This window comes from Oceanispirochaeta sp. (genome assembly GCF_027859075.1).
GTDB lineage: Bacteria > Spirochaetota > Spirochaetia > DSM-2461 > DSM-2461 > Oceanispirochaeta.
The window spans coordinates 1-6,315 of the sequence record NZ_JAQIBL010000067.1 but is presented as its reverse complement, the minus strand read 5'-3'; the positions used below and the strand labels follow the sequence as shown (position 1 = coordinate 6,315).

At 43.9% G+C, this 6,315-nt stretch carries 8 protein-coding genes and 1 pseudogene; 3 read left to right on the top strand and 6 right to left on the bottom strand.

The window, feature by feature from the left end:
• Together PF479_RS03640 and PF479_RS03635 are read left to right on the top strand one after the other, a co-directional pair.
• Positions 1-258: aldehyde dehydrogenase family protein (locus tag PF479_RS03640; protein WP_298002314.1), on the top strand; the 258-nt coding region annotated here is incomplete at its 5' end.
• Positions 236-1,348, top strand: coding sequence for an aldehyde dehydrogenase (locus PF479_RS03635; protein WP_298002312.1), 1,113 nt, complete (start codon positions 236-238; stop codon positions 1,346-1,348). The genes PF479_RS03640 and PF479_RS03635, both read left to right, overlap by 23 nt.
• A gap of 208 nt (positions 1,349-1,556) precedes the next feature.
• Here PF479_RS03635 and PF479_RS03630 read toward each other — a convergent pair.
• Together PF479_RS03630 and PF479_RS03625 are read right to left on the bottom strand one after the other, a co-directional pair.
• A pseudogene (locus tag PF479_RS03630) lies at positions 1,557-1,832 on the bottom strand (carboxyl transferase domain-containing protein); the annotation flags it as partial.
• A 500-nt stretch (positions 1,833-2,332) separates the two neighbouring features.
• Positions 2,333-2,587, bottom strand: a complete 255-nt coding sequence (locus PF479_RS03625) for a hypothetical protein (protein ID WP_298002311.1) — start codon at positions 2,585-2,587, stop codon at positions 2,333-2,335.
• Between the two features lie 76 nt (positions 2,588-2,663).
• Here PF479_RS03625 and PF479_RS03620 point away from each other — a divergent pair, with 76 nt between their 5' ends.
• Complete coding sequence (locus PF479_RS03620) at positions 2,664-2,795, top strand: hypothetical protein (RefSeq protein ID WP_298002309.1); 132 nt, start codon at positions 2,664-2,666, stop codon at positions 2,793-2,795.
• Between the two features lie 593 nt (positions 2,796-3,388).
• Here PF479_RS03620 and PF479_RS03615 read toward each other — a convergent pair.
• The 4 genes from PF479_RS03615 to PF479_RS03605 form a co-directional block, all read right to left on the bottom strand.
• On the bottom strand, positions 3,389-4,138 hold the full coding sequence (locus PF479_RS03615; protein ID WP_298002307.1) for an SDR family NAD(P)-dependent oxidoreductase: 750 nt from the start codon (positions 4,136-4,138) through the stop codon (positions 3,389-3,391).
• On the bottom strand, positions 4,122-4,898 hold the full coding sequence (locus tag PF479_RS03610) for an SDR family oxidoreductase (RefSeq protein WP_298002306.1): 777 nt from the start codon (positions 4,896-4,898) through the stop codon (positions 4,122-4,124). Before PF479_RS03610 ends, PF479_RS03615 begins: the two co-directional genes overlap by 17 nt.
• Positions 4,899-4,939: 41 nt before the next feature.
• Positions 4,940-5,209 (bottom strand): MoaD/ThiS family protein, encoded by a 270-nt coding sequence (locus PF479_RS20725; protein WP_367277201.1) that lies wholly within the window; start codon positions 5,207-5,209, stop codon positions 4,940-4,942.
• Positions 5,210-5,211: 2 nt separating this feature from the next.
• Positions 5,212-6,315: aldehyde ferredoxin oxidoreductase C-terminal domain-containing protein (locus tag PF479_RS03605; protein ID WP_298002304.1), on the bottom strand; the 1,104-nt coding region annotated here is incomplete at its 5' end.

Genomic DNA, 6,315 nt, shown 5'->3' with positions numbered 1-6,315 from the left:
CAGACACCCCTAGCAACCCAAAAAGACATTGATGAGGCGGTGTCTTCTGCCCGAAATGCTTTAGAAAAGTGGAGAAACACTCCTGTCCATACCCGATCTTCCATATTAATGAAGTATGCGGAGACTATAGATGAACATAAAGAAGAATTGGCTCATCTGGAAAGTTTGGAAATGGGTAAAAGAATCAATGAGTGTAGAGATGAAGTAAATACGACTGCAAACCTATTTCGGGGTTATGCAGAAAAGGCAAAGCACTAATTACGGTGCAACACTGCCTGTGTCATCTCCAGGATCTGAGAAGGATATAGCCTTTACGGTTATTGAGCCCCTGGGTGTTATCGTCTGTGTCACTCCTTTCAATTATCCAATAGAACTCTATGCTCAGAAAGTAGCTCCCGCATTAGCAGGAGGAAATACTGTCATTGTCAAACCCGCTCAGTCGAATCCTCTCGCTATCGGACGGCTTGTGGAACTGGCCCTTGAGAGCGGACTGCCATCGGATGCCATTCAGTTTATTACAGGTAGCGGTGCTAAAGTGGGACAGTGGTTATCGGAACATCCGGGCATCGATGCCATCAGCCTGACCGGCAGTACAGGAGTCGGTATCAAAATTATGCAGGCAGCCTCTTCTAACCTGACCAGGGTATTCCTGGAATTGGGAGGCAATGATGCCAATATCATTTTAGATGATGCTGACTTGGATCTTGCAGTAGAAGAAATTACTGCAACTCGGTTACAAAATACTGGACAAACCTGCTGTGCCCCTAAAAGATTGCTGGTACAAAAAAGCATTAATGAATTATGTCTCAAAAAGCTCATTGACAGAATATCAAAAATCAATATTGGTGATCCGCAGGATGAAAAAACTGATTTGAGCTGTCTCATCAACAGCACCGCTGTTGATTCTGTTGTCAGGGATGTTGATTTAACCATCAAGCAGGGAGCAACTCTAGTTTATGGAGGAACACGGAGAGACTCAACATACTATGTTCCTGCCATTCTGGATGATGTAACACCGGAAATGGACATTGCCAGAGACATGGAAGTTTTCGGACCTGTGTTTCCTGTCATAAGTTTTGATACAGATGAAGATGCCCTGGAAATTGCCAATGCCTCACAATTTGGACTGATGGGAGCCGTATTCAGTAACAATGCCCAAAGAGCAATGACTATTGCAAGTAAAATGGAATGTGGAGGAGTCGTTTTTAACGGAGTAAGCACCTACAGGACACTTGATATGCCCTTTGGAGGTTATAAGAAAAGCGGCATAGGCAGAGAAGGCGTTTTATTCACTCTTGAGGAAATGACCCAAATGAAAACGATCATCATGAAATCTATTCTCAAATAGGTTTTCGGTCAAAAAAATTTAACTCTCAAAGGAGGGGATCAAGCAGAACCCTACGGAATTAGGTTTATCCTTAACTTCTTCCGTCGGGTATATACAGAATCATCCGTGTAAACCTCAGGCATATGGTCCTTGTTGTATCTGACAACAAAGGAGGCTTCATCAAAACGAGTCTTTTTATTTTCCAGACGTCTTTGTCTACTCTTGTACATCATATGGGTATATTCCCTTGCTTCTTTAGCGGTAGGCTTTCGGGTTTTTCTGCGATCATGTCAAGAGATCTGATAAGCTCCTTTCTCAACGATTCGGGAGCCACCACATCATCTTCAATACCTCGGGACGCCGCGGAGAAGGGATTCATAAGCTTCTTCCGGTATTCCTGCATCTTGATCTCTCGGACCAGATCATGATCTTTGGCGCCTTTGATCTCAATTCTGAAGATGATATTGGCCGCTCCCAAGGTTTTTATAACCGCAATTTGGGCATTGGGAAGGGCAAGTCTCCGGTTTTACCTCAGGGCTTTGGAGGCTATGCCGCAAGCTTTGTGATATTCTCACTGGAAATATTTCAACATCAGGAACTGCAGTCCAGGTTCCGGGTCATAGGCATAGCATTGGTCTATGTTTCACTGTTGGCAAGCCACTGGGGCTGATTAACCATGACTCTGGGAACGTTAACCTTTCCCGAGAGCTGCTGTATCCTTTCCTTTTAAGCGGTATGGATACCATAGAAGCTTCCTGTGCCGGAAAAGTTGATAATAGTATTGACCATCTATACGGTCTGATCAAAGTTCTTCAATTTTTAATAAACGGTGAAAACTGACAGTTTTCCGCCGAAAAAAAGAATAGTCGATGCTGATTCCACTCTTTCATCAGATTCTGTGAGTTCTCCATGATGACCTCATCTACAACATGGAGGATCGCCACCATGGTCTCCACCGGCTCCCAGGGCTTCTCTCATCTTGTTAACAACCATTTTATTGGTTTTTCATGCTCTGAGATTGTGTACCAGGATTATGGCGTTTCGGGTCTTGATGGCACTTATGGCTTTATGAATCAGGGTGGCCTCTCTGTTGGAACCGGGAGCAGGAGCTCCGATGGCACCTATGGGTTTGGCCAGTTTCATCAGGCCAAAAGCCTCGCCTTCGTCGATGACTCCATCCGACTTTTTGCCTTTCTTATCGAACCAGGTCCCGCGGACCTTATTCATCATTTTGCCGTATTTTCTGAGAAGATCACTCATCTGGGATTCCTCCACGGCAAACTCTGTATGAGCCAGTCCATAGGCTTCATAAGCTTAGGTGCCAATAGGGGGGGCTGTGCAGATATGCCAGAATGGACAGATCGATGGAATAATTTTTAGTAACTATTGCATCGATATCTTCGGTATTAATCTTCTTTTGCCCTCCGCTGGAAATGATAAGAACGATGTTGTCACCGATTATCTGTGACCAGTGCAGGTGATATCTGTTGGCAGCTGCGAGCTATCTGGTTCTGAATCTTTTTTCTTTGTAGATTCTCCTACGGAAACCGCCTGGGGAACTGTGAAACTTGCAGTGACGTTGATGTTTACACCGTTGTAGGTTGCTTCTTCAAAAGCCTTGTTTCAGGCTTCTGTTGCAGGCATCTTGATCATCATATTGTCGGCAAGTTAGCTGAAATTCATGGCTTTCTCATCTCTAGGAAGGAATCCAGTACATACTCTCTTCTGGCGAATTACGACCTTCACTCAGCAGAAATACTACAAATACGCTCAAAATCGAAATTTATGCCGGCTCCTGAGTCTTCAGCTGAGAAAGACTGAAAATGACCGTTCCAGAAAAGCAAGAAACGGATCAAGCTACTTTATCGTCCCAGTATTTTGTCATCAGGAATATAACGGTAACAGAAATTATTGCTGTCATGGTGGTTATCTTGTCGGTGCGCTGTAGATAAAACTGGCTGATCTGTCATATATCTCATTGAATAATACCGGATTTCAGTATATCATGGTAGGAAATCCGAATAAAATCACATCGTATATATAAATCCATAATCAGTAATATCAGTCAAAAATCAAACCGCCGTTCTGGTCAATAATTTCTCCAGTAATAAAACCAGCCAAAGGATCTACCAGAAACATAACAACATGGGCAAATTCCTCTGGTTCGCAAAAACGTTTTACCGGGATCTTTGCAATGAGTTCCTGTCTCTGTTCTTCAGTCAGTTGTTTTGTCACCATGGGAGTTCTGACATAAGCGGGAGCAATCCCGTTCACCGTGACACCGTAGGATGCCAGTTCGGCAGCCAGGGAAAATGTCAGGGACATGATCGCGCCCTTTGATGTTGAATAGGCTGTTCCTGCTGTTATTCCCCCTGTTTTAGCGGCCAGGGAGGATGTGTTGATTATCCTTCCCCATCCCTTCTTTTTCATGCCCGGCATGACTTTGCGGGACAGATAAAACACGCCGTTAAGATTCACAGCCATCACTTTCTGCCACTCTTCCGGAGTCGTCGCTTCTGCTTTGTTATTGCTGAGAATCCCGGCGTTATTCACAAGGATGTCAATCTGTCCCACTTCCTTTTCTATCAAAGAGTAAACTTTTTCAACTTCATCAGGATCCGAAAGGTTACAGGCATAGGGGTAGGTTCTCCCGTCCATTTCCTTCTGAAGTTTATTTAAGATATCCTGATTTAAATCCATCATGACAACACTGTGACCACCAGCCAGGAGTGCCTTTGTAGTTGCTTTTCCAAGAGATCCGGATGCCCCTGTTACAAGGGCGATTTTTGGTTCATTAGTAGAGTTTTGCATTGACTCCTCCATCAATTAAAAGGGTTTCACCATGTATCATGGCCGCTTCCTTCGAAGCAAGAAACAGAGCGACACTTGTCACTTCATTAGTATTGATAAAACGTCCCATTGGTATTTTTGCTTTGACAGGATCTGCCTTTACAGGATCTCCCCACACTTGAACTCCCATGGGGGTCAGTACGACTGTAGGTGCAATGGCATTAACCCGTATATTAAATGGACCAAATTCTACTGCCATAACTTTTGTCAAACCGTCCAGGCCGAACTTGCTGGCACAGTAGGCCGCATGTTCTTCGATTCCCGCCATACAGGCGTTGCTGGAAATATTGATGATCACTCCGGCTTTTCTTTCTATCATTCCTGAGCTGATTACTTTCGTAATTAACGCAGGGGCTCTTAGGTTTACATTCAAGGTTGTATTCCAGTGATCAACATTCATCTCTGTAAGTAATTCTGGAAAGCTGATGCCTGCATTGTTGATCAGAATATCAATTTTTGGAAATTCTGAATTAAAATATCCGGCCATGCGAAGACAATCATCGGCATCAGATAAATCAGAACGGGAAGAGAGGCAATTCACGCCCAGTGCCGTAATTTCTGATTTCAATTCTGCCAATTCCGTTTCGTTTCTTCCAGTTATTCCGACATTGGATCCGGCTTCTGCGAAGGCCAGGGCGATGTCCCGTCCAATCCCTTTTGTCGCACCTGTGATAACGACATTTTTATCGGAGAAATCAAACTTTAAATTCTTCTCTTCCATTTTATTACCTCTGTTTTATCCACCTATCAGGGAGGGGAATATTACCCTCCAATCAGTGTGGGAAGAATCATTATCTTTGAGTTTTTATCGACTCTCGTTTTTTCATGTTCCAGCAGCCTGATATCTCGGTTATTTACTAAAATAGTCATCTGCATACTCAATTTTCCATTACGGATCAATTTATCCTTCCAATCTGGATACTCATTATTCAAGGCTTTAATAACGTTCCAAATAGTATTTCCTTCCATAATTATGACTTTTTTGCCTCCTGTATATATCCGGAGGGGACCAGATAAGATGACTTCAGCCATGATCAAGCATAATCCTCAAGTTCAAGTTCTTTTACCTTCTTTTCTGTGGGAATTCCAAACTCATCCCAGCCCCTGTAAATATAATAATCACTCAACATACTATTGAGAGGGGGGAGGGCATTTGTGCCTCCGCCTCTTTTATGATTCATCATACGAATCGGGAGAGTATCATCTTTCCTGGTTATTCCATGTCTGTTGTTATAAAGACGTTTGATGTTGAAGATTCTTTCTCCAGTTCTAAAAAATTCATCTCTATCCATATTCCATCCGGTGGCTGCGTTAATCGCCTCAATAACAGGATCTACAGTCAATCCACCGAAAATGGCGAATTTACAGGCTACGATGGAATCGAACATACCCATCAGATTCTGCATACGAAAAACATTTTCAGCCTTTCCTTCTTCAGAAAATCGATCTGTCAGAGCGGGACTTCCCAGGTCCTTCAGAACCGCGCCTTCTTCGAAATCATGTGCAAAGCCTGATAAATGGCAAGCTCCTCTTGCAGATGTTGCCATACCTATAGCGGCCGTGTGTTTAGCCCTGCCATCATGTGCCGGAGGTTCAAGACCTTTCACTTCTGCAGCAAATTCTTTCGCAGTTCCTCCCAGTTTTTCGGCAGCTCGTTTCACACCCTGTCCCAGCAGTACTCCTATGGATTTTTGTGTTCCTATCTGTTCTAGTATTTTCACAATGGCCGTCGGGCTGCCCCATTCGAGTTTGACACCATCCGTATCTTTTGATTTGATCAATCCTCTTTCCCAGGCTTCCATGGCAAAGCCCAATACACCCCCAGCCGATATGGTATCCAGACCATAGCTGTTGCATATTTCGTTAGCTTTTATAATGGTTGAAATATCATCATTAAGCAGGTTGGTACCCATCAGACCCATTGTTTCATATTCAGGTCCTGCCGTTTCCTTGCCATCATGACGTCCCCCGTCGATCTTGACCTTCCGGCCGCATTTGATCATGCAGTTTCCGCAATTGTAGGTACCGGTCAGATGTGACTGAGTCATTGTATAACCCGTGGTTTTTTCTGCTCCTTCGGCCCAGCTGCCCTGCTTCCAGTTTTTTATAGGCAGGTTTCCCAGCTCTTCCGATGCCTG